At 47.1% G+C, this 22473-nt stretch carries 21 protein-coding genes; 14 read left to right on the forward strand and 7 right to left on the reverse strand.

Annotation, left to right across the window (positions count from 1 at the left end):
* Positions 1 to 143: 143 nt before the first annotated feature.
* The gene (locus tag Q0171_RS03700) at positions 144 to 1865 is read left to right on the forward strand and encodes an MBOAT family O-acyltransferase (RefSeq protein WP_299326939.1); all 1722 of its coding nucleotides are present in this window, start codon (positions 144 to 146) and stop codon (positions 1863 to 1865) included.
* Between the two features lie 9 nt (positions 1866 to 1874).
* The gene (locus Q0171_RS03705; protein WP_299326899.1) at positions 1875 to 3065 is read left to right on the forward strand and encodes a hypothetical protein; all 1191 of its coding nucleotides are present in this window, start codon (positions 1875 to 1877) and stop codon (positions 3063 to 3065) included.
* Positions 3066 to 3173: 108 nt separating this feature from the next.
* On the opposite strand, the gene Q0171_RS03710 is transcribed toward Q0171_RS03705, so the two are convergent.
* The 4 genes from Q0171_RS03710 to Q0171_RS03725 all read right to left on the reverse strand — a co-directional run bounded on the left by Q0171_RS03710 (position 3174) and on the right by Q0171_RS03725 (position 8227).
* Positions 3174 to 4766, reverse strand: a complete 1593-nt coding sequence (locus tag Q0171_RS03710) for a methyl-accepting chemotaxis protein (RefSeq protein WP_299326901.1) — start codon at positions 4764 to 4766, stop codon at positions 3174 to 3176.
* A gap of 35 nt (positions 4767 to 4801) precedes the next feature.
* The gene (locus tag Q0171_RS03715) at positions 4802 to 6559 is read right to left on the reverse strand and encodes an NTP transferase domain-containing protein (protein WP_299326903.1); all 1758 of its coding nucleotides are present in this window, start codon (positions 6557 to 6559) and stop codon (positions 4802 to 4804) included.
* Positions 6560 to 6598: 39 nt separating this feature from the next.
* The gene (thyX, locus tag Q0171_RS03720) at positions 6599 to 7225 is read right to left on the reverse strand and encodes an FAD-dependent thymidylate synthase (RefSeq protein WP_299326905.1); all 627 of its coding nucleotides are present in this window, start codon (positions 7223 to 7225) and stop codon (positions 6599 to 6601) included.
* Positions 7226 to 7291: 66 nt separating this feature from the next.
* Positions 7292 to 8227 (reverse strand): class 1 fructose-bisphosphatase, encoded by a 936-nt coding sequence (locus Q0171_RS03725; RefSeq protein ID WP_299326907.1) that lies wholly within the window; start codon positions 8225 to 8227, stop codon positions 7292 to 7294.
* A 98-nt stretch (positions 8228 to 8325) separates the two neighbouring features.
* Between Q0171_RS03725 and rpe the strand changes: the two genes are divergently transcribed.
* The 11 genes from rpe to Q0171_RS03780 all read left to right on the forward strand — a co-directional run bounded on the left by rpe (position 8326) and on the right by Q0171_RS03780 (position 15664).
* Positions 8326 to 8997 (forward strand): ribulose-phosphate 3-epimerase, encoded by a 672-nt coding sequence (gene rpe, locus Q0171_RS03730; protein ID WP_299326909.1) that lies wholly within the window; start codon positions 8326 to 8328, stop codon positions 8995 to 8997.
* Positions 8998 to 9014: 17 nt separating this feature from the next.
* Complete coding sequence (locus Q0171_RS03735) at positions 9015 to 9821, forward strand: 3'-5' exonuclease (RefSeq protein ID WP_299326911.1); 807 nt, start codon at positions 9015 to 9017, stop codon at positions 9819 to 9821.
* Positions 9822 to 9926: 105 nt separating this feature from the next.
* Positions 9927 to 11039 carry a GDP-mannose 4,6-dehydratase gene (gene gmd / locus Q0171_RS03740; RefSeq protein WP_299326913.1) on the forward strand — a complete coding sequence of 371 codons (1113 nt, stop codon included), beginning with the start codon at positions 9927 to 9929 and terminating at the stop codon, positions 11037 to 11039.
* Between the two features lie 119 nt (positions 11040 to 11158).
* The gene (gene ffh, locus Q0171_RS03745) at positions 11159 to 12502 is read left to right on the forward strand and encodes a signal recognition particle protein (protein WP_299326915.1); all 1344 of its coding nucleotides are present in this window, start codon (positions 11159 to 11161) and stop codon (positions 12500 to 12502) included.
* An 85-nt stretch (positions 12503 to 12587) separates the two neighbouring features.
* On the forward strand, positions 12588 to 12821 hold the full coding sequence (rpsP, locus tag Q0171_RS03750) for a 30S ribosomal protein S16 (protein WP_299326917.1): 234 nt from the start codon (positions 12588 to 12590) through the stop codon (positions 12819 to 12821).
* A gap of 36 nt (positions 12822 to 12857) precedes the next feature.
* Complete coding sequence (locus Q0171_RS03755) at positions 12858 to 13094, forward strand: KH domain-containing protein (RefSeq protein ID WP_299326919.1); 237 nt, start codon at positions 12858 to 12860, stop codon at positions 13092 to 13094.
* A gap of 151 nt (positions 13095 to 13245) precedes the next feature.
* Complete coding sequence (gene rimM, locus Q0171_RS03760; protein WP_299326921.1) at positions 13246 to 13923, forward strand: ribosome maturation factor RimM; 678 nt, start codon at positions 13246 to 13248, stop codon at positions 13921 to 13923.
* Between the two features lie 35 nt (positions 13924 to 13958).
* On the forward strand, positions 13959 to 14765 hold the full coding sequence (gene trmD, locus Q0171_RS03765) for a tRNA (guanosine(37)-N1)-methyltransferase TrmD (protein WP_299326923.1): 807 nt from the start codon (positions 13959 to 13961) through the stop codon (positions 14763 to 14765).
* The gene (gene rplS / locus Q0171_RS03770) at positions 14755 to 15111 is read left to right on the forward strand and encodes a 50S ribosomal protein L19 (RefSeq protein WP_299326925.1); all 357 of its coding nucleotides are present in this window, start codon (positions 14755 to 14757) and stop codon (positions 15109 to 15111) included. Before trmD ends, rplS begins: the two co-directional genes overlap by 11 nt.
* Positions 15112 to 15206: 95 nt before the next feature.
* A complete protein-coding gene (locus tag Q0171_RS03775; protein WP_299326927.1) occupies positions 15207 to 15392 on the forward strand; it encodes a hypothetical protein in 186 nt (61 codons plus the stop codon).
* 5 nt (positions 15393 to 15397) lie between these two features.
* Positions 15398 to 15664: a hypothetical protein gene (locus Q0171_RS03780; RefSeq protein ID WP_299326929.1), complete on the forward strand. Its 267-nt coding sequence runs from the start codon at positions 15398 to 15400 to the stop codon at positions 15662 to 15664.
* A 40-nt stretch (positions 15665 to 15704) separates the two neighbouring features.
* Here the strand turns inward: Q0171_RS03780 and Q0171_RS03785 are convergent, their stop codons facing one another.
* From Q0171_RS03785 to Q0171_RS03795, 3 genes are read right to left on the reverse strand one after another with little or no spacing between them, the layout of a single operon-like run.
* A complete protein-coding gene (locus Q0171_RS03785) occupies positions 15705 to 19058 on the reverse strand; it encodes a DUF2339 domain-containing protein (RefSeq protein WP_299326931.1) in 3354 nt (1117 codons plus the stop codon).
* Between the two features lie 26 nt (positions 19059 to 19084).
* Positions 19085 to 19741 carry a metallophosphoesterase gene (locus Q0171_RS03790; protein WP_299326933.1) on the reverse strand — a complete coding sequence of 219 codons (657 nt, stop codon included), beginning with the start codon at positions 19739 to 19741 and terminating at the stop codon, positions 19085 to 19087.
* The gene (locus Q0171_RS03795) at positions 19731 to 21422 is read right to left on the reverse strand and encodes an ABC transporter ATP-binding protein (RefSeq protein WP_299326935.1); all 1692 of its coding nucleotides are present in this window, start codon (positions 21420 to 21422) and stop codon (positions 19731 to 19733) included. Before Q0171_RS03795 ends, Q0171_RS03790 begins: the two co-directional genes overlap by 11 nt.
* Positions 21423 to 21758: 336 nt before the next feature.
* Here Q0171_RS03795 and Q0171_RS03800 point away from each other — a divergent pair.
* On the forward strand, positions 21759 to 22473 hold a 715-nt coding region (locus Q0171_RS03800; RefSeq protein ID WP_299326937.1), incomplete at its 3' end, for a hypothetical protein.

Here is a 22473-nt window from a genome sequence, read left to right on the forward strand (position 1 = left end):
CTCCCTCCATCTCTCATTGCCCTTTCTTGGTTTGCACTCTGTCTTCAATAAACAAACAAACAAACAAACATTAAAAAAAAGCGGGGGGGGGGGGGGAACTATCTTTAAAGCAGACCTACACCCTCTCTGCTAAAACACTCCTTATCATCGGCATTATCTTTAATCTCTGCCTACTTGGTATCTTTAAATACACGGACTTTTTCTTAGAGAATTTCAATCTTTTCACCAAGCTTTTAGCCTTAGACTTTACTATCCCATTGCCGCATATTCTTCTGCCTTTAGCCTTATCGTTTGTAACCTTTCAGCAAATCGCGTTTTTAGTGGATTGTTATAGGCAAGCCACAGACAGAGCAGAATCTAACAATCCAACACAAGAAATCCCAGATGTCAATTTCTTAGACTACTGCCTTTTCATCACCTTCTTCCCTCAGCTCATTGCTGGACCTATTGTGCATCATAGAGAGATGATGCCGCAATTTCATGCGATGAACAGGAGGGATTCAGTATCGGGTGAGCCCTTGTCATTGCGAGGCGATGCAATCGCCGAAGCAATCCACACAAAGACACAAAAGCTAGATTCTAGTATGGATTCTAAAGAAACATCGGCTAACGCCGAGCGGTGTCCCTTGTTTTGCCACGCGGACAAGTCCGCTCGCAATGACACAAATCTAAGCAAGTCAGCAAAGGATTCTAGGATTTGCAATGAGAAATCGGGGCTTTCAAGCGATTGGCAAGGGAGTTACCTAAGCGGTAATGACCGCAGACAATCGTGCAGAATCGCCGATTTATCGCGCAAAGCCGAATCCACCAAAAAAGCTGAATCGCTCCATATCATAAATTGGGAATACATTGCTAAAGGACTCTTCATCTTCTCCATCGGCTTGTTTAAAAAAGTCGTCATCGCCGATAGTTTTGCCAAGTGGGCAAATGCTGGATTTAGTGCGGTGGAGAGTGGGAGTGTGCTAAATCTCCTAGAGTCATGGGCGACAAGCTTAAGCTATACCTTTCAACTCTACTTCGATTTTAGCGGCTATTGTGATATGGCGATAGGATTAGGGCTGCTTTTTGGCATTGTGCTACCGCTAAACTTCAGCTCGCCTTATAAATCGCGCAATATCGCGGAGTTTTGGAGAAAGTGGCATATCACTCTAGGGAGGTTTTTAAAAGAGTATCTTTATATCCCATTAGGGGGTAATCAAAATATTAAACGCGTTGTCTCTAAAAATGGCGAGCCTGCAATACAGAAAAAAGAATCGTGGTTTAATAACCTACTTACTTTAAGAAATCTTTTTATCGTGGCGTTTTTAAGCGGAGTATGGCATGGCGCTGGCTGGGGCTTTGTGCTATGGGGGAGCTTGCACGGGCTAGCGATGGTGGGACATAGAGCCTATATGTTTATGCTAGATTGGGCGCAGCAATCAAGCCAGCGTGCAAAAATATTTGTGCAAACACTTCTAGAATCTAAACTCTATATCGTGCTTTGCTGGTTTCTTACTTTCAACTTTGTCAATATCGCTTGGGTGTTTTTCCGCGCGGAGAATCTACAAGGCGCGCTAAATCTGCTTAAAGGAATGTTTTTTGGCTCTTTGGTGCTACCTAAAAGTCTAGAATCTAGGCTTGGGGAAGTGGTAAATCTCTCATTTGGTCTATGGCTTGAAGGGATTAAAGGGGATTTTACGATAGTGGTGTGGATTCTAGGGGCATTTGCGCTGTGTCTTGTGTGTAGGAATAGTGTGGAGATGACAGATTCGCTAGCCAAGCGTGTCAATGCCAAAATGCTGCTTGCTGGCTGCTTGTTTGCCTATGCGCTTATAGTGATTGCAGGTAGCTCCTATACGCCGAAGTTTTTGTATTTCAATTTCTAGGAGGGAGTGATGAAGCAAAATCCACAAAACATAAAAGAGCTAAAGCTCGGTTTAGCACTGCATGTGGGCGAGGATTGCGGGTTTGGGATAAAGCAGGTGTGGGTGTTTGCGCTGGCGGTGATTGCGGGCGTGGCTTTGTATATAGGGGCATGTCTAGCGCTCACGCACTGGAGTGATAGGGTGTTTTTAAGCAATGCCGAGCCATGGGTGCGCGATATCTATATGGTAAAAGATGCTATAAACGAAATCCCCACCTCCAAGCAGCGTGTGCTCGTCTTTGGCGGGTCGAACAATCTCTTTGGCTTTAATGGCGCGATGATTGAGGCAAACGCCAATGTGCGCTTTATCAACTACGGCACGCATGGCGGACTGCCTATAAACTACCATATCGATAGGATTATGCAGCATGCTAAGCGCGGAGATGTGCTGGTCTTCTCCCCGACATTTGATGCCTATGGTAGCAGCGCACCAATTGGCGACTACTGGTATATCCACAATATGCTCTCATGGCAAAAAGACTATCGCAAATATATCACCCTATCTCAAGAGCTCAAAAGCTACATGGCAAATGATATCATCAAGTCGATACGCTGGCTACTGCGCAAGGGCGTGAGCGAAGAGGAGGTGCGGGAGTTTATTGAGAGAAACATGGCTGCGCATGGTAGGGATTCTAAAGCGCTAGATTCTAGGGCGGAATCTAGCGCTTTAGAGGGAGTGGATTTTGAAGATATGGATTCTAGCGGACTTATTTTCACGCCCTGCCAAAATCCACACTACATAGACTATGGCTATAAGTCAATCGATATGTATGGCGACTTTTGTGGGCAAAGTGGCTCGCACATGCTAAATGCGACGAATGATTATTTTGATGGGGATATGAAAGTCTCGGCATTTTTTGTGCAGGAGTTCGCGCGGCTGCGCGAGTTTGCACAGGCAAATGACATGCGCCTCTATCTCATCTATCCACCCACCATGGAAAACCCATCTTTTAGCCTCAAAGACCCAAAGACCATGGAGAAAATCGACAATCTCGCCGCACAGCTTGCCGCACAAGGCATAGAGATCGTGGGGGATTTTCGCGATTTTCACTTTGAGCGTAAGTTTTTCTACGATACGGGCTACCACCTAAACACACAAGGCGTGCAGCTACGAAGCGCAGCATTTATCAAGCTCTTGCATGCACTGGGGATTGGGGACTAGAATCCTCCCAAATCCATGCCGCAAAATCCACCTAGTAAGTCAAAGTAAGTCAATCGCCTAAAGCTTCTTACCAAAGCACTTAGATAGACACAATGAGCCCTAAGTGCCTTATGTTTTAAATGTCGATATCCCGCAATCAAGCTCTTTTGTCTTGATTTCCGTGCTTTTGACGATAGATTCTACTTCGTTGCCAAGCTCTTTGGTGCGCGAGGAGAGATCTACGATTTGATTCATTTTCTCGCTTAGGTTTTTGATTTTCACAAACACCTCGTTATTTTTCGTTGCGATGTCATTGGATGAGCATAGTGTGGCTTCAAGCAGGGATTTTGTCTCGTGTGCATTGTTGATAAGCTCATTTGCCAGCTCGGCGACTTGCTCGGCTTCTTGCGCAGTGGTTTGGATCTCTTGTCCTACTTCTTGTATGCTCTGCACGCTGGCGTTTGTCATCGCAGAGATTTCGTTGAGCGATTTTTGTGTGCGTTCAGCTAGCTTACGCACTTCATCTGCCACGACGGCAAACCCTCGCCCATGCTCGCCTGCGCGCGCTGCTTCAATAGCGGCATTAAGCGCTAGGAGATTGGTTTGATCAGCGATATCTGCGATAAACGAAAGTGTTTGGCGCGTTTGATTGGCATTTTCTATAAGCACCTTGGAGCTTTCAAAAATCTGTTGATGATCTTGGCTAGATTTTTGCATTTTGCTTGCGACATCTTCGAGATTTTTTATAAACTCATCAAGTGCATTTTGCGTGCCTAGCACATTTTTGATCATCATATCCACATCGTCTTTCACGCCTTGAGTCTGGCTGGCAATGTCTTTAGAAAATGTGTTGATTGAGTCAATATGGGCGACTTGTATGGCGGAGTTTTTGGAGAGTTCAAGCGAGATTTCGTTGAGATTGTTTATCGTCTGGAGATTCTCGGTGGAGACATTTTTGGCGATTTGTATGGTGTTTTGGATTTTTTCTATAAAGCGATTGAAAAATGACGAAGTGATCCCTACTTCATCTTGGCGTTTTATGGCTATGCGCTTGGTGAGATCGCCCTCTTTGGTGCTGGTAAGATCCTGCGCCATGGATCGCAGGGAGCCAAGCGGACGGATCAGCTCGCGATCAAAAAACACCCAAAGCCCACCGATTGCTATCAGGCAAGCCAAAATCGTCGTCCCAATCACCCAATACATACTTTTGCTAATCCCCTCATGCAGTTCTGTGAGCGAGATTTTCAGCTCCATGACACCTAGGACATCGTCCTTTTGCGCATTGGCGTGGCACATGAGGCAGCTATCTTGGGCGATGAGAGGCTCATAGAGCATTGCAATGTGTGTATCTCCCTCTTGTGTGCGCTCAAATATGGGCTGCTTGGTATCAAGGACATTTTGCACGATTGCTGTTGGGATAAGTGGCTCTTGGATAGCAAATAGCTCCACTACGCTTGAGGATTGGTAGATTTTGACATCTTCCACACCCGGGATACTTTTAGAGTCCTCCACACTGGCGTTAATCGCGTCTCGAGAGCCGATATTCATACCTGCGCGGATTGTGTAGAAAATCGATTGACTAAGCATATTTGCAGTGCGAGTGGATTCTTGTGTGGCAAGGCTATTGAAATTGCTACGCAATAGCGCGATAAGCCCCAGCACCCCAACGATAAAAAACACAACCAATGTGAAAATCATTTTCGCACGAAATGTCTTTAGCACGGATACTCCTTTCCCCAAGTAGAGCTAGATATAGCCTAATCGCGCGACTTGCCAAAAAATCGAAAGAAAAAGCCTGCGATGTTTTTTTGCTTCACACGCGAGATAGCTAGCTCTCCACTAGCGACCTTATCGGTGATTGTGCTGCCAGCAGCGATGATAGAGTGAGATTCTATGTTGCAAGGTGCGATGAGCTGGGAATCGCTGCCGATGAAGACATGCTCGCCCACATGTGTTTTGTGCTTGGATTTGCCATCGTAGTTGCAAGTGATCACGCCCGCACCCACATTGCTCCCAGACCCTATCTCACAATCCCCAAGATAGCTCAAATGCCCCGCTTTCACGCCCTCTAAATGCGCAGATTTTGTCTCTACAAAGTTGCCGATGTGTGTGTGGGAGATGTGTGATTTGGGACGGATATGCGCCATAGGACCGATGTCGCTATGTGCTATTACACTATCTTCTACCACGCTACCAGCTTTGATGTGGGAGTGCTTGATAGTGCTTCTGCCGCAAATGCGGACATTATTTTCTATCTCACATTCTCCTTCAAACTCCACCCATTCCTCTAGGTAAATACTCTCTGGCAGCCGCATAATCACGCCTTGATCCATCGCCCTTCGCCTAAGCTCTTGTAAGCGGATCGCTTCTGCTTGGGCTAGCTCGCTTTTAGAATTGACGCCCATAAACTCGCGCGCATTGCCATAAAATGGCGCGATTAGTGTGTTGGGCGTTGGCTTTGAGCGACAAATCGTGGATTCTGCGGCGGGGGCTTGCTCATTTACGCCTAGTAAAATCCCTTCGCCCCCGCCTTGAAAGCCACAATTTCTCATCTCAAATCCTTCCGCCTGCGGCGTGGCTACATTTTGAGCATTTTGGGCGAAGCTCCTAGAATCCTTTGCTGGCTCGTGTAGTGTGGCGGTGTCAAAAGTGGATTCTAGTTGAAGTTGCTCGCGGCAGGATTTTTTACGCCCAGCCTGTTTGTCTTCTTCTAGGATTTTAGGAATTGCGCTTGTTTGTTTATCCATCTCGGGGCAGGATTCTAGGATTTGCGATGAGAAATCTTTGCTTTGCGAGCGCGCGCAAGGGCGCATACTTGGCGTATGTAACCGCCGCGCGTGCGATGCAATCAAAGATTTATCGCGCAAAGCCGAATCCCCACTCCTAGCTAGCGCGATAATGTCGGTTAGATAGTATTCCCTCTGCGCATTATCATTGCTAAGTCTAGGCAGGCTGCGCTCTAGCAGCTCTCTATCAAAGCCATAGATTCCGGCATTGACAAGGTTTATGGCTTTTTGCGCTTGGTTGCAGTCTTTTTCCTCGATGATTTGCGTGATTTGCCCGCTAGGATCCACTAGCACACGCCCATAGCCGCTAGGATTCTCCAGCGTGATCGTGCTAACGACAATTGGGGCTTGCGTGTGGGCGATTGCGGCGATGGATTCTGGGCTGATTAGAGGCATATCGCCATTTAGCACCACAAGCCGATCGTGTGCAAGATCGATAAGCTTCCCGCTAGAGTCCATTAGCGCGCCACCAGTGCCGGGGAAATTTTGGCAATCTTGGGTGTGCAACGAGATGGATTCTAGCTTGTCCCCAAAATACTCGCACAAATGCGCTTCTATGACTTCTTTTTGATGATATAGCACGATATGCACATCATCGCTTACTTGTAATGCCGCTTCGGTAATGCGCACTATCATCGACTTGCCACAAATCCTATGCAAAACCTTTGGCTTGGGGGATTTCATTCTGCTGCCAACCCCTGCTGCTAAAATCACGACTGAAAACTTCATTATCACTCCTTGATCTGGATTCTAGGCGGCTTTGTGGATTTAGATACTAGATTCTCCCATGCACTTTTCAAACAAATACCTATGCTCCACTGGTAGGGCGTTATAAATCGCATGTGCAAGCTCCTGGATCTCCCAGAGTGCGCGCTTGTCGCTACGCAGCGAGAGAAAATTTTGCAAGCTTCGTGCATTGATACTCCAGGTAAGCTCTGTGAGATAGCACTCTGGCATAGCGTATTTTGCCATGTCGTTTGTAGTATCAGGATCAAGCAGCAAGGCTTGGAGATTTTGTAGGGCTTGGTGGCTGGCGCGATTGACCTTGTCGTTGGCTGTGAGTTTGATAAATTGGCTGGCAGAATCTAGCGTGCTAATATCCGCGCGCTTTAGCTCTGCGAGTGTGTATCTGCTAGATTTCACAGAGTAGGAAGCCATGCGGTGGCGCGCGAGCTCTTGGAGACATGCTCTAGATATGCCTTGTATAAAAAATGTATAGTTTAAATGCTCCAAAGTAGAAGCATGCTTGAATATATTCCCCACGCGATTGATAAGCTCTCTATCTTTCTCGCCACCTTGATCGCTTTTATCGTGGCTATCCCAGCAGGTGCGTATGGCATGCGAGCAGACTTCTAGGGGGGTGTGGTGGAGGAGAGTGATTTGTGGTTGTGGCATTGGGGGACTCCTTTGGATTCTTTGGTGATTTATGGATTGGACTGGTGTGTTGGATTCTCTTGGGATTTATGAAATGTTGGCATAAGTGGCGCGCACTTGTGCGATCTCCTCCTTGCTGCCTAGGAAACAGGGCGTGCTATCATGCAGGCTTTCGCATGCAAGATCGAGCAGGCGCAAGTGCCCATCGATTGCTTCGCCGCCTGCGAGCTCATACACAAGCGCGAAAGGAAACACTTCAAAGAGCTTGCGGAGCTTGCCTCTGGGCGCATCACTTGTCGCAGGGTAGCTAAATAGCCCACCGCCTTTGCACAAAATCTGGTGCAAATCTGGCACCATGCCCCCGGAGTAGCGTAGGCGATAGCCTTGTGCGAAAAGATCATCGATAAGAGCTTTATGTGCTTTATGCCAGTGCTTTTGTGTGCCACCAGGCGCATTGAGCTTGCCTTTGGGCTTTAGCGCTAGGTTTTGGCGACGCTCCCATTGTGCGCTATTGTGCGCATAGTGTGCTAGCTCGTTGTATGCTAGCACAAGCTCGAGCCTAGGACCATAGACTACATAGATTGCAGCGATAAGTGAAGCAGCACTAAAGCTCCCCTCATAAATCCCAAAAATACTCCCCACGCTTAGATTAGAGTCAAACAAGCTTGAGCCATCAAGTGGATCATAAGCGATGAGAATCCCGCCTTGCTCACTCTGGGGGGCGCTTAAACTTGGCGAGCTTATCATCGCGCTGGCGCTAGATTCTGGATCAGCCTTATAGAGTGCTTCTGGCTTCTCCTCCGAACATACGCCCTGCACACACGCAAGCTTCAAAAGCTCTTGTTCAAAGAGTCTATCTGCACGCACATCTACTGCTAGCTGTGTATCTCCGCTGGCATTGGTGCTTTCAAGATAGCTTGAAGTATCGCTTTGCAAGATTTCACGCACACTAAGTGCGCAGTGCTGGATACAGGCGAGAATCTCCTGGATAGCATGGGCGTGTCGAGCATGATGTGGCTTCATAGTGTTCCTTTGGATTTTGTGATGAAGTTTTGCGTGATTATAATCTAAAGCAATTTATGATATTCTTTAGTATATCTATTTTATCCTAGAGGTGGCTTATGCTGGTGGCTCCAAGTATCTTGTCTGCGGATTTTTTGCGCCTTGGTCAGGAGGTAGAATCTATCTGCCAAAGTGGTGCAGATTTTTTGCATATTGATGTCATGGACGGGCATTTTGTGCCAAACTTGACTTTTGGCATGCCTATCATTACTCAAGTCGCGCGTGCCTCGAGTATCCCGCTTGATGTGCATCTCATGGTAGAGAGAGTCGAGTGGTTTGTGGAGTATTTTTTGCCGCTGCAGCCAGAGTTTATAAGTGTGCATATCGAGGCGGTGGCGCATTTGCATAGGCTTATCTCTCACATACGCTCTAAGGGTATTCGCCCAGCCGTAGTGCTAAACCCCCACACCAGCGAGGAGAGTCTCCGCTATATCCTGCCAGATGTGGATATGGTGCTGCTTATGAGTGTGAATCCAGGCTTTGGCGGGCAGAAATTTATCCCAAGTGTGCTAGAGAAAGCCCGCAGGCTCAAAGATCTTATCGAGGCAAAAAATCCTCGCTGCCTCATCGAAGTCGATGGTGGGGTGAATGCGGATAATATCCACGATCTACGCGCAGCAGGGGTGGATATCGTCGTGGCAGGAAGCTATGTGTTTGGTAGCAAAAACTACGCCAAGGCTATCACCTCGCTTAAAGTGGATTCTACGCCAGAATCTAGCCTAGAATCTTAGAGTATTGTAGGCTAGATTTGGATATACAAGCACTGGCTAAACTCCTTAGCACAAGACTAGCAGATCGCCCTCTCACCTATGATGATATGCGAGCTTTGCTTGCAAGTGCTAGAGTGGATTCTGGGGTAGATTCTAGTGAGCTAGATTCTCTAGAGCAGGATTTGGTGCTTGAGCTTTTGCGCGCGCAGGGCTTCCCGCTAGAATCCACCCAAGATTCTACCTACTATCTCGCCACCACGACCACGCCCTATACCAAGCAGCGATTTTGTTTTGTAGATATTGAGACCACAGGTGCTAAACCCAAGAATGCCCAGATTATCGAGATCGGTGCGATTGCGTATGAGGGGGGTGAGATTACAGGGCGGTTTGAGGAGTTTATTTATGCAGAATCTGTGCCAGAGATTATCACAGAAATCACAGGGATCACCAGCTCCATGCTGCGCCATGCGCGTGGGGTAAAAGAGGTTTTGCAAGATTTTCGGGTATTCCTAGGAAATGATGTGTTTGTGGCACATAATGTAGGGTTTGACTATAGTTTTATCAGCCATGCATTAGAGTCCTGCTCGCTTGGTGTGCTGCTAAACCCGCGGCTTTGCACAATTGATCTTGCGCGCCAATGTATTCTCTCCAAGCGCTACTCGCTTCAGTATCTTAATCAATCACTAGGGATCAACACTCCAGCTGCTCATCGTGCCTATGCAGACGCACTCACTGCACTAGAAGTGTTTAAAATCTCCTGCTACTGCCTACCAGGCTCCATTCGCACGACAAAAGAGCTTATTGATTTTTCTAAAAAGATTTTGCCCAAAACCGCCAGAATCTAAAAACTTACACAAGTCCAAACGCCACCATCACATCGTAAATTTCCCAATACTCTGCTATAATTCCCAGAATCTAAAACGCACAAATCCACATATAAAGGTATTTCAATGAGAAAAAAAGCTCTAATCACAGGTATCACCGGGCAAGATGGCGCGTATCTCGCAGAATTTCTCCTAAATCGCGGCTATGAGGTTCACGGCATTAAGCGTAGAAGCTCGCTGTTTAATACTGATAGGATTGACCATCTCTACCAAGACCCCCACATCGATAATCGCAACTTTTTCTTACACTATGGGGATTTGACAGACTCGACAAATCTTATCCGCATTATCCAAGAAGTGCGCCCAGATGAGATCTATAACCTCGCAGCGATGAGCCATGTGCAAGTAAGCTTTGAGACACCAGAATACACCGCAAACGCCGATGGCATAGGCACACTTAGAATCCTAGAAGCCGTGCGTCTGCTTGATTTGATAGATACGACCAAAATCTACCAAGCCTCCACAAGCGAGCTATATGGGCTAGTGCAAGCTGTGCCTCAAAGTGAGAGCACGCCATTTTACCCGCGCTCGCCCTATGCTTGCGCCAAGCTCTATGCCTACTGGATTACGATCAACTACCGAGAGGCATATAATATGTTTGCTTGTAATGGGATTTTGTTTAACCACGAGAGTCCAATCCGCGGCGAGACATTTGTAACGCGCAAAATCACGCGAGGGGTTAGCAAAATCGCCCTAGGCTTGCAGGATAAACTCTATCTAGGCAATCTCTCTGCCAAGCGCGATTGGGGACACGCCAAGGACTATGTAGAGGCGATGTATCTTATCTTGCAGCAGCCAAAGGCAGAGGACTTTGTCATCGCCACGGGCGTTACGACACAGGTGCGCGACTTTGTGGCATTAGCATTTGGGGAGCTTGGCATTGAAGTGGAGTTTTTTGGAGAGGGAGTCAATGAAGTGGGCGTAGTCAAAGCGTGCAGGGGTGAGTATCAGCTGCCACAGGGGCAAGAAGTGGTAGCAGTGGATTCTAGGTATTTCCGCCCCACAGAAGTAGATCTGCTCCTGGGTGATCCCACCAAGGCACAAAAGCTTTTAGGCTGGAAGCCTAAATATGATTTGTCAATGCTTGTCAAAGATATGATGCAAAGCGATATAAAGCTTATGCAAAAGGAAAAATTCTTGCAAGATAATGGCTACAACATCTTGCGCTATTTTGAATGATAGACGCTAGCCCAAGCACCAGAGCGCAGAATCCAATCAGCAAGCTTTGCTATAGGTGCTTAAGCTCATCAGTGAAAATGCCACGATAATTTTAGAGACAAATCCCAAAAGGAGAATCTATGTTTGACACCCTTAGCAGCTCTCTGCGCTCCATTGCTTCTAAAATCCGCTTTAATGATGATGACAAGGCTCTTAACCGCGCCCTAGATGAGCTCAAAAAAACCCTGCTAAAAAACGATGTCCATCACAAAGTTACCAAATCTCTGCTCGATCAAATTGCTATACAAACAAGGGAGAAGGGCATCGGCAAGCAAAGCTTCTTAGACGCGCTGCAAGCTGCTCTGCTAGAGATTCTAACCACAAGTGGGCATTATGGCTTTGTGTATGCGCCAAAGCCTCCCACAATCGTGCTTATGTGCGGCTTGCAAGGCAGTGGAAAAACAACCACTTCCGCCAAGCTTGCCAACTACCTAAAAACGCGCAACAAAAAGGTGCTGCTTGTGGCGTGTGATTTAGCACGCCTTGCGGCAGTCAAGCAGCTCCAAGTGCTAGGAGAGCAAATCGAGGTAGAAGTCTTTAGCCCAGATTCTATGCCAGCAGAATCCAGCCCCATAGCAGTAGCACAAGCTGCTAAAAAGCGCGCAGAGCAAGGGGGCTTTGATGTGGTGATTGTGGATTCTGCGGGGCGATTGGCGATTGATGAAGGGCTGATGAGTGAGCTGCAAAGCTTGCGCGATGAGCTGCACCCTGATGAGGTGTTTTATGTAGCAGACTCTCTTAGCGGGCAAGATGGCATTAGAAGTGCGCAGAGCTTCCACGAGCGCGTGGGGCTTAGTGGCGTGATACTTACAAAATTTGATAGCGATACAAAAGGTGGTATCGCGCTCAATATCGCCTACCAGCTCCAAATCCCGCTGCGCTTTATCGGTAATGGCGAGAAAATCCCCGATCTTGACATTTTTATCCCCGATCGCATTGTCTCACGGCTTATGGGAGCTGGAGATATAGTCTCGCTTGCAGAGAAAACTGCCACAATCATTGATGAAAAAGAAGCAAAAAATATCAGCAAAAAGCTTAAAAAAGGGCAGTTTGGCTTTGAAGACTTTCTAGCGCAAATCGAAAATGTCAAAAAGCTTGGCTCGATGAGCTCGATTATGTCGATGATCCCGGGGCTCTCCCAAGTGGCTGGGCAGCTAAAAGATGTGGATTTGGATAACTCTAAGGAGCTCAAAAATATCCGCGCGATGGTCAATTCTATGACAAAAAAGGAGCGCGAGAATCCAGACTTGCTCAATGGCTCAAGACGCAAGCGAATAGCGCAGGGAGCGGGGCTTGAAGTAGCTGATATCAATCGCATTGTCAAGCAGTTTGATATGGCAGCAAAAATGGCTAAGAAATTTAGCCAAAAGGGTAGTATGCAGGATTTTATGGGGCTAATGGGGCAGATGAAAGGCAGACGCTAGCCCTAAATCTTATAAGAAACCTTAAGGCTAAACATATCTTTTTATGTGTATAATCCGCACTTTATTAAATAATTAAGGAGCAAATATGGCAACCGTTATCCGCCTAACTCGTATGGGTCGAAAGAAAAAGCCATTTTATCGCGTGGTAGTTACAGATTCTCGCAAGAGACGCGATGGCGGCTGGATAGAATCCATTGGCTACTATAATCCACTCACTCAGCCTGCCACAATCAAAATCGATAATGATCGCCTTGCATATTGGAAAGGCGTGGGCGCGAAGATGAGTGAGCGTGTCGAAAAGCTCGCAGCTGGAAAATAGCGTGAGCCTGCCAGAATCTATATAAAGAGTTTGTGTATGGTTGAGCAGTTTGTCGAATCCTACATTAAAAAGATTGTCTCCTCTCCAGAGAAAGTCTCTATACAATCTTCCCAAGAAAACGATTTGAAGCTGCTAGATGTATTTGTCGCCACTGATGATATGGGACGCGTCATAGGCAAAGATGGCAGAATGATCGTCTCGCTAAAAACTTTTGTCTCAGGTGTCAAAGCAAAAGATGGCATGACCTACAAAATCACCGTTCATCCTTGCTAGGAGAATGCTATCTATGTGTAGTATAGCTCCAGTGAGCATGAGTAGGGTTGTTAAGTAGCATTGTGGCAGGGTCTAGCAGATAGCTTGTTTTTCCGTGGCAGTGCTTATAAACTCCTAGAGTCCCACATGAGTATCCCCCAACTCCAATAAAATGATGAAGCCAGACAAATCCACCAAGCCAGAATCGAATTTGCAAAACGCAGCCTTGCAAGCCAACCAGCCCTATACCATAGAGGTTGGCAGGCTTGGGCGGGTCGTGGGGCTACATGGCGCAATGGCATTTTATATGACAAGCGATTTTGTAGAGTTTATGCAGGTGGGGCTTGTGCTGTTTGAAGAGAGATTTCATCAAACACTTACCATACAATCTATAGAAAAAAAGCAGCGCTATTTTCTCCTTAGCTTTGTAGAGATAGATTCTAGGGAGCGTGCGCAAGAATTTGTGAATGCAAGGCTTTTTACCACGGAGGCGCAGACGCGTGAGTATTGTGTGTTGAAGCAGGGGGAGTTTTTTTATTTTGATGTGGTGGGGCTGGAGGTGATAGAGGAGGGTGTGGTGCTTGGTAGGGTAGAGGATATCGAGCGGATTGGTCTAACTGACTATTTTGTTGTTGCTCTAGATTCTGCCCCGATCGTGGAGAATCTAGCCGATACAAAAAGCCCCACTGATACAAAAAATCTAAAATCTTCCAAACGCTCCCAAAAACGCCAAAAAGCTAAGCGTTGTTTGCTTCCATATATTGATGAGTATGTGCTGCATATAGAGCTAGCAGAATCTGGAAAAAGAGGTGGCGTTTTCACGCAAAATGCCAAGCTGCTTTTTGAATAAGCACGCTTAAAGAGTGCGGATAGAGAAAGGCTGGCATGATATTTAGCTTCATCACACTTTTTCCCTCGTTGATTGAGGGATATTTCAGCGACTCGATTTTAAAAAATGCCAGAAACAAAGGGCTAATCACTATTGATACGATTGCGCTTCGAGATTTTGCGCTAGATTCTTACAAAAGTGCCGATGCCAAGCAGATAGGTGGCGGGGCAGGGCAGGTGCTACTGCCTGAAGTGCTACAACGCGCGATAGAGAGTGTATGCAAGCGTAGTGATTCTTACACGCAGTCGCGCGAGAATCCAGCCCTCCAAACCCACACTTCTGCTAAAAATCTCCCATTAGCTCTTGCTGTAACCCCCAAGCCACATATCATATTTCTCACCCCCTGTGCCAAGCCTTTTAGCCAAGATGACGCGATCCGCCTTGCCAAAAAAGAGCATATCGTCTTTGTTTGTGGGCGGTATGAGGGGATTGATGAGCGTGCGATTGAGCACTATGCGGACGAAGTGTTTAGCGTGGGGGATTTTATTTTGACAGGTGGGGAGCTTGCTGCGCTGTGTTTATGCGATAGTATCTCGCGCCAGATTCCCCAGGTGCTGGGCAATAGCGAGTCGCTACAAGGCGAGAGCTTTGAGTCGTGCCTACTTGAAGCACCGATATTTGCTCGCACGCAATCGCCTGCGAAAGGCTTTGAAAATTTCGCTCCTATTTCAGAGTATTCAAAGGGAAATCATAGTAGAATCTGCGCTTTGAAAAACCAGCTCGCTCTCTGCAAGACGCGCTATTTTAGACCAGATTTATTTGAGCGATGGAAATTTACACAAAGGGTGCATGATGAAAAATAGATATATCGAGAGCTTTGAAAAAGCCCAGATACAGGATAGACAAGTGCCACTATTTAAGGCGGGCGATACTGTTAAGCTTGGGATTCGCATTGTGGAGGGCGACAAAACCAGAATCCAGAATTTCGAGGGCGTGTGCATTTGCATTCGAGGCAATGGCGTGGATAAAACATTTACGATTCGAAAGATTGGCGCAAATAATGTCGGTGTCGAGAAGACTTTCCCGCTTTATAGCGAGAGTCTTGAGAGTATCAATGTGCTTCGCGTGGGCAAAGTAAGGCGAGCTAGACTCTACTATCTCCGCGACCGCAAAGGCAAAGCCGCTAGAATCAAAGAAGATAGAAGCTAGATTTACTACACAAGTTGGCTAGAGTCTAGCTAGGTAGGCTTACACCATCTTTCACTAATCCTTAAGCTAGAGTGATTTCACTGCATAAAGGAACTATGACTCCTAGTATTTGCTCCTTACGCGACAATCCACACTTGCTACATCAAGCGCAAAGATTTTTACTCCAGGCATGGGCAGATGAAAAATCATCGAAGTTCTACGAAGAAGTCCTGCAGTGTAGCATAGATACAAAGGGCTTTATCCCGCATTTCCTTTTTGCCTTACTAGAGGAAAAATTGTAGGCTGCGTGGGCGTGGCATTACAGGATTTTGTCTCTTGCGCAGATCTATATCCATTTTTGATCGCACTCTATGTCGCAGAATCTCATTGCAAAAAAGGCATAGCACAACGCCTTATTCGCCACGCTAAAAATGACTGCCAAGCACAAAAGGCTTTACTAGCTTATATCTCTGCACTGATTTGCGTGGATTCTATGAGCGATTTGAATTTACACTCTACACGCAGGCACACGACATCTTTGGCTACAATAACCGCATCTATCAATGCCACCTAAACCAACAAGCGCGCTAATACTAGAATATCTTTAGCAAGAATTACCGAGAATCCACTTTTTTCACCAATCGCGCATAGAGATAGCTTACGCTTAAAAACAGCACGCCCATACAGACAAATAGTGCGATCTTTGCTAGGCTATCAAGTCTGCTTGTATCGATGAAAAAGACCTTGAGCGTGGCAGCCCCAAAGAGCACAAACGCATAGATTTTATACACCTTATAGCGCGAGAGAAAATACCCCGCTAGCATAATAATCCCAAGCAGCACCAGCGCGATAGAGTAGGTATAAAGCTCAATCTCACCAAACCCAGCACTCCCAAACTCATAGAGCAAGCTCCTATCGCCTATCACTATATCGCCAAAGGAAATATCCCCCCTCCCAGCAAAGCATAGTCGTATCGCATACACCAGCGCACCCACGATCCCCACAAGAGCCGCGGTATTGGCGATGAGCTGCAGTGAGAAGCGTGCAAATGTAAAAGAGTCTTTAGTGTCTTTTGCCTCTTGTGCGTGCCACGATGTGGCTAGGGATTTTGTGTAGCACGCGCATAGCACTCCAGCTAGCCCCACAAGCACCACTTTGGCTATGATTGCTATAAAGAATTGATTTGAGGCTTGGAGCATATCTATCTCCACTGCGGCATAGGCATAGATATGGATATAGTCTTTATAGGAGAGAAGTAGCGAGCAGAATCCCACAAGCCCATAGACAAAAAGCACTAGGCTTGAGCGCGTATAAAACTTTATCCAAAGTGGATTCTGGTGCAAAGGATTCTGGCGAGATGAGTGATTAGCTAGCTGGCTTTGCTGGGCTAGATTCTGCTTTGCGCGCGCTCTACCACTGATTGTAAGCGCACCAAATGCGATGACAAACACCACACAAACTGCTAGCGTGCGCGATAGGCTCTCATTGCGCATAAAGAAATCATCAAACCCTATAAACCAATGTCGCACAATCCAAAATGCGCAGAGATTGATAAGCGCGAGTATCTCCCAAAGTAGCAGCCCAGCTAGAGCAGCGAAAATCCCACTGCGCCAAGTGGAAAGAGAGGCGGAGAGAGAAGCAGCAGGAGAATCCACCGCACGCGCAAAAAGCCAGAGATTTATCGCACTCACAAGCATAAAGACGCAAAGCTCTGGCAGATACGAGCCGCGCAAGCTGCCAAATAGCCCATAGAGCAAATCAATCTCCACAATATGCGCCCAAGTCGCCAGCAGCCCAAAGCCAGCAAACACCCACTCAAAGCCGCTAATCCCCCTAGGCAGAATCTTTGTGCGCCCAAGCAGGGCTAGCAAAATACCGCTTGCAAGCCAGAGCAGAGAGACTCTCATCGCCTGTGGAAGCGTGTGTAAGAGATCATCGCCAATGAGCCCAAGTGCGCCAAGTGCGCCAAACGCGCTTACAAGCAGCAGCACATCGCGATAGGGTGTGAGCCTATAGACCACCACCGCGCGATACACCCAGCCAAACACCCCAAGCCCTAGAATCCACATCGCATATTTGCCAGCACTCTCAATCCAATCAAGGCAGGCAATCTGCGTGGAGAGCAGGAGAAAGCATAGCGTGCTAAAGCTCATAAGCCATAGATACCATACGCGCATACGCACCACACTAGAATCCACTTTTTCTAATGGGGATTCAGCTTGCGGGCTAGAATCCATTTTTGATTCTAAAGTGGATTCTAGAGAGTTTTGGGATTCTAAGATTGTGGAGCTAGAATCGTGGTTTTTACTAAAGAAACCTGCTGCGGCTTCGCCTTGCACCGCTTCGCTTGTTTTCAAGCCGCGCGCGGAGATAAGGCTAAGTCGCCTATCGCACAAGCGCGGCGAAGAAATCCGCGATTCTAGCCCACAAGCTAAATCCCTAGAGCGCACATAGACATAAAGCCCCGCTGCTATGCCTACCATAAAGCCAAGTGCCACCAGCGTGCTTGCCCCAGCAGCCTTAATCACAAAGCAGAGCATAAGCACGCCAAAGGGGATAGGCAGGCTTAGATAAAGTGGGCTAATAGGATAGCGTGCAAAGCGCGTGAGTGCTGGGAGTGCGAACAAACACGCCATCACAAATGCCAAAAATGCCAGCTCAAGCGTGCCAAAATCCATATAGCCAAATCGCGCAAAAATCCCAGCAATCCCCACGCATAGCACAAGCGCAGAGAATGCCAAGCTAAGCCCCAGCGCATTGCGCCACAATGACATAGCCTTGCTAGACTCTCCACTGCGTGCTTGCTCATTTGTAGATAGCGTAGGCGCATACATAAGCGCGAAAACACTATGCGCCCCAAGCAGTGCCACAACCACAAACACAAGCAGCACAAGCGCGCCTCGCCCCACCTCGCGCAAGAGCACAAAATCTAGCATATAGCCTAGCACAAATACATTTGCGATGAGAAATATCGCAAATTGCCTGCTTCTTATCGCAATGCTAAGTGCGAAAAAATAGCACACAAGCACATAGACAAAGAGCATCGTAGCGTGATATGCCCCACTTGCGAGCAGCACAGGCGTGCTAAAGCTCCCCAGCACGCCAAAAATCCCTATCACCACCCCATAGCGCAGGGTCAAAACAAGCGCAAATACCGCGATAAATGCCAGCAGCGCAAATGCCCCTGTAAGCCCAAAAAATCTATAAAAATAATACCCCCCATACACTGCTAGAAACTCCACCACCAGCCCTGCGCCAATGCAGGTTTGGGCGATTATGGAGGGGGATTTATGGCTTAGGCGTTGGAGCTTCCTTGCTAGTGTGTGTTGATAAAGCGTGGAGAGAAGCCCACACGCAAGCAGCAGCACGCCAAAGGCAAGACTCAAGCCTATGCGCACTTGGGGCGTGATTAGGGAGTGATTGATTGAGTAATTGACAAGGAAAAATGCCGCAAGGATAAAAAATATCCCACCAAGCAGGGCAAGGCTGTTTTGCGTGAATGTTTGGAGGAGGCGTTGGAATTTGGGGGTAGGCTGTGTGCTGGGGCGTGCTGTGGATTGGGGCTTACTAGAATCTTTAGCGAGGGATTGCGCTTGCGAGCTAGAATCGCACGACCTCTTAGAATCCACTTTTGCGCCATTGTGGGCGGTGTTTGTGCTGTCATTGCGAGCCGCTTTAGCGGCGTGGCAATCCATAAATTCTGCGCTAGCAGAATAATCATTACTAGAATCCACTTTTTCGCCTTTTTGTTGCGCGTGGATCGCCGCGCCGATTTTGTCAGCTTGTGGTGATAGGGAAAAGCTAGATTCTAGCTTCTCTAGTCTTGCCAGCACGCGCCCAAGCTTACTATGTGCAAGCTCCAAATCTCTAGCAAACCGCTGCGCCTTAGAGTGGGCGATAAACCCATACACCGCACCAAGAAACAAAAACACTATAAAAATACTAACCAGCACAACCACAAGTTCCATCAATACTCCTTGCTATATCATAGAATCTAGCGCACAATCTCTCTAAGGCGCACAGGTGTGAAGTCTAGCTCCTCGCAGCAGACATTGACACAGAAGCGATTATAAGTCTTTTTGGTATGCGTGTGTCCGTGGATATTGAGACTGCAATCACAGATTTTATACGCTTCATCAAGCACATCGCGCGCTAGGTAGAATCGATCATCTTTTTTGCGGTTAAACACAGGAAAATGGCTAAACATCACGCGCTCACTGCCAAGGTCTAGCACAATGGCATTGGCATAAGGGTCTTTGAGCTGGGCTTTGCCAAACTTTGCCTTAAGCCGCTCTTTGACGCGCTTTGCCTCAGGGATTTGGAGCTTTAGCTTGTGGCAGACTTGCCACTCGTGCATTTTCTCCACGCGCTCAAATTTGCCGATGTCATTATTGCCCACAATGAGCAGCTTCTCTCCGTGTAGGCGCGGCAGATATGTATAGCCCATATCAAAGTATAAATCCCCTAAATGCAGCACCTTTTCATCTGCGCTCACAGCGGCATTCCAGCGATAGACTTGCAGCTCATCAAAGCGTTTAAAGCCGCTTTGCTTTAGGGTAAGCTTGCGGATAGGCTCCTTTTTCATCACGGCTTTATGCCCGAAGTGTGTATCGGAAATGACAAAGCTCTCAAGCGTGATGTTATATTTCATGGTTTAGGGCATGTCCTTTCAAGTAGCGCTGGGGTGTAGTAACATCTGTGATGAGCCCCTGTGTCATGCAATACACGCGTTTGGCTAGTGAAATCGTGCTTGGGCGGTGCGCGATTAGGATAATGATTTTATCCTTTTTGATACTATCGATTGTCTCGCGTATGGCTTCTTCTGTCTGTATATCTAGCGCGCTTGTGGCTTCATCAAAGATAATCACATCACAATCGCGATAAATTGCTCTAGCAATGGCGATCCTCTGCCGCTGCCCACCGCTAAGATTCGCGCCAAACTCATCAAGCATTGTGTAGATTCCATTTTCACAAGCCTCCACAAACTCCCACAGCTGCGCCTTTTTCAGGCTCTCTATCACGCGCGCTTCATCGATCTCCTGTCCATAGGCGACATTTGCCGCGATACTATCGTGGAATATGAAAATCCGCTGCGTTACGATAGTGATATGATCGCGCAGGCTTTTTTGCGTGAAGTTTTTTAGGTTGCGCCCATTGATTACGATTTCTCCGCTACTTGGATCATACAGACGCAAGATCATATTGACTAGCGAGCTTTTCCCACTGCCACTTTTGCCCACAAGCGCGACAATCTCATTGCGCTTGATTTCTAGGCTCACGCCATTGAGCGCAGCGATATCATCGTAGTGCAAATGCGCATTTGTAACACTAATTTCACGGATTGGCTCTTGTAGAATCTGCTCTCCATCGATGATTTTTGGCTGCAAGTCCAAAATCTGCCCGATTCTCTCCCCCCCGATAAGCGCGTCTTGGAAGCTTGTGATAATGCCTATCACGCGTTTAATAGGCGTATAGAGCATAAAAAGTGCCGTGGTAAATGAGCCAAACTCCCCAGTAGTCATATCCCCAGCGACGACTGCACTCCCACCTACAAATATCACCACCCCAATGGCGACAGCCCCCAAAGTCTCCATAATAGGACCATTGAGCCCACCTATAAGCGTGGATTTAATCCCAAGCTTGAAAAAATGCAGATTCTCGCGCTTATAGTGCTCTAGCTCGATTTGCTCGCCATTGTTTGCTTTGATGATTTCAGTGTTGTTAAACACTTCGGCGAGCTTGGAGGTGATATCGGCATTTTTGGCTTGGGTCTTGCGCGAGATACGCTTGATATGGCGGATAATTATAAGGATAGGCACAACAGCCACAGGGACGACGATGAGCGAGTAGAATGCAAGGCGTGGATTTTGATAGATCACCACACAAAGCAGCCCGATAATCGTAAAACCCTCGCGCACAAAATCCGCAAAATAATTTGACACAGCCGCACGCACCAGACCGATGTCATTTGTCAGCCGTGCGATGAGCTCACCTTTGCGCATTTTGTTGAAAAACTCCAAATCAAGCCGTAGCATGTGAGCTAGGACATCTTCGCGGATTCTTCGCACAATATCTAGCCCAATATAATTGACAAAAAACCCCTGCGCGTATGCTCCCACACTCTTGCCAAAATACGCTGCGATAAAAAGCATAGGGAGTATGGTAAGCATAGCTGCGTCTTTTTCAGTGAAAATCTTATCGAGCACAGGCTTCACAAGATAGGTGGCGGACGCCGTGCAGCCTGCAGTCAGCGCGCTAGCACAAATCGCACAGAAGAAAAAGAAATAGTAGTCTTTGATGTATGGATAAAAGCGTGTATAGAAACCTCTCATATTGCTCCTTGTAGATCCTCTTGCTCTTGTGGTGCTGCTCGCGTGAGATTTACTCATGACGCTGCACTAAAGCGCGTATTTTAGCATGATATTGCACGATATGGTAAGCATAGATTCTCGCTCCAGATTCTAGGGAGACCCTAGGAGCCATGGACTAGGATTGAAGCACGGGCGTTTTTTTTTTTTTTTGATTTTGCTATAATCGCGGCTTTGATTTCTTGCTTTAAGGAGTTTTTATGGAAACGCTTAACACAAATAGCCCTCTAAATACTCATAAAAACGGGGGGGGGGGGGAATAATCTCTCTCTAAATCCACAAAAATCGTCATTGCGAGCTTTGGCGCAAGACAAAGCGCGGCAATCCACAAGCCCAGAATCTAAAGCCCACAATCCTCAAAAGCCCACCCGCTTGAGTCTAAGCCTAGCGTGCTTTTTCGCCCTTAGTGGTATGGCAGCTGCAGCCACACCTACTATACCTACAAATGATCCAAATGCCCTTGTTGATAAATTAAATCAAGGGCAATGTCCCCACAACAACTGCTATAACATTGCTTGGAAATCTGGCGACAGGGAAGGCGTTGCGACAGGTTCGATGGCGGGTAATTGGAATTTTGGTGATACAAACAGCTATGGAGATGTGTCGCATTACACTTACGCAAGCATTGCCGCTGCGTATAAAGATGGAGGATTTAGCAAAAATGTAATGTTTGCACGAGGCGCGAGAGTGGATTACCTTGAATACAATCTTAAAAATGTGAGTGGGAATCCTAGCTGGGTTGGACTAAAGAATGATAGCGGCGACCATAATACAGACCTTTCCATTGGCACTTTTAATATTAAAGGCAGTGCGTATTTTGAGCTTAAACCAACTGGTAAAAGCACCATAGACACTTTAAACAATCAAGGCGAGAAGCTAAATCTAAAAGTCGGTCCAAACGAGAATAACCCACCAAGCAATGCTTCCCTTACCATAAAGACTCTCAACCAACTAACAAATGGCGACTCCCAAATCTTCAAAAATGTCAGCGTAGAGCATTTCAATCTCTATGCTG

The sequence above is a fragment of the uncultured Helicobacter sp. genome (genome assembly GCF_937906905.1).
In the GTDB taxonomy this organism is placed as follows: Bacteria; Campylobacterota; Campylobacteria; order Campylobacterales; family Helicobacteraceae; genus Helicobacter_B.